The sequence below is a fragment of the Streptomyces sp. NRRL F-4489 genome (genome assembly GCF_001509485.1).
GTDB lineage: Bacteria > Actinomycetota > Actinomycetes > Streptomycetales > Streptomycetaceae > Streptomyces.
On sequence record NZ_LLZI01000166.1, the window covers coordinates 1 to 1013 of the forward strand.

At 75.4% G+C, this 1013-nt stretch carries 2 protein-coding genes; both read left to right on the top strand.

From position 1 onward, the window contains the following. The first annotated feature begins 155 nt into the window (after positions 1 to 155). The gene (locus ADL22_RS14230) at positions 156 to 686 is read left to right on the top strand and encodes a YwqJ-related putative deaminase (protein ID WP_066978173.1); all 531 of its coding nucleotides are present in this window, start codon (positions 156 to 158) and stop codon (positions 684 to 686) included. A gap of 8 nt (positions 687 to 694) precedes the next feature. Next, on the top strand, positions 695 to 1013 hold a 319-nt coding region (locus tag ADL22_RS14235), incomplete at its 3' end, for an SUKH-3 domain-containing protein (RefSeq protein WP_199836295.1).

Genomic DNA, 1013 nt, shown 5'->3' on the forward strand with positions numbered 1-1013 from the left:
CACCTCACCCCGCCCACCTGCCCCGTTACCGGACACCCGACGGACCGTCACACGCCAGTGACATCCCCGACAGCGTGCCCGACTACCGCAACACCCAGCACATTTGGCAATCTGACCTCCGCAACCGGGGGGATTGCAGGGAGGGAAGCACGACCATGACCACCACCGCACACCGCGCCACCACCGGCGACCCCCGCGCCACCGGCGACCCCCGCATCGGCTGGAGCGGCACCGCCGACGCCGACCGCGCCCCCACCCTGCGCCACCGCCGCGACGGCATCCTCCCCACCATCGGCGCCGCCCTGTCCGTACGCGGCCAGACCCTCACCTGCACCGCCAGCAAGGCCGAACAGCCCCCCACGCTGCACCCGCTCGTCCAGGACTTCCTCGACACCCTCACCACCGCCCAGCGCGACCGCTTCACCGGCCGCTGCCCCGAGGCCGTCCTGCTCTCCCGCCACCTCACCGCCGTCGAGGCCAACCGCGGCAAACGCGCCTCCCGCAAACCCCTCACCAACGGCGAGGCCCGCCGCTCCCTGAAACACTCCAAGATCACCGCACGCCACATCCGCGAGGACGGCGACCCCCAGCACGGCAGCTACGCCCCGCCCTGCCGCTCCTGCGACGCCCTGCTCGCCCACTTCGGCGTCATGCCCATCGGGGCGCCGACGCCCCAAGGGAGCTGACCGCCACCATGCCCCGCACCACCCCCGAACCCGGCACCCCCGACCCGCGCACCCCGGGCCACGACGGACCCGGCTCACCCCGCTTCCCCGCGCCGGTCGCCCTCGCCCTGGAGAACGCCGGCTGGCAGCCCGGCCGCTGGGACATACAGCAGGCCGAACGCTGGGCCGACACCCTCCGCGCCCACGCCTCCCCCGCCGGCCACCGCCACACCGTCTTCCCCGCCGCCGTCGAAGCCTGGGCCGAATTCGGCGGCCTGCGCGTCACCGCCCCCGGACCCGGCCGCCACATCGCCCCCCCCCCCCTCGCCCCCCTCCCCCCCCCCCGCC

Bases quoted from the DNA above. Each gene is read 5' to 3' on its own strand.
- ADL22_RS14230 (WP_066978173.1), top strand. From the start codon at position 156: ATGACCACCACCGCACACCGCGCCACCACCGGCGACCCCCGCGCCACC.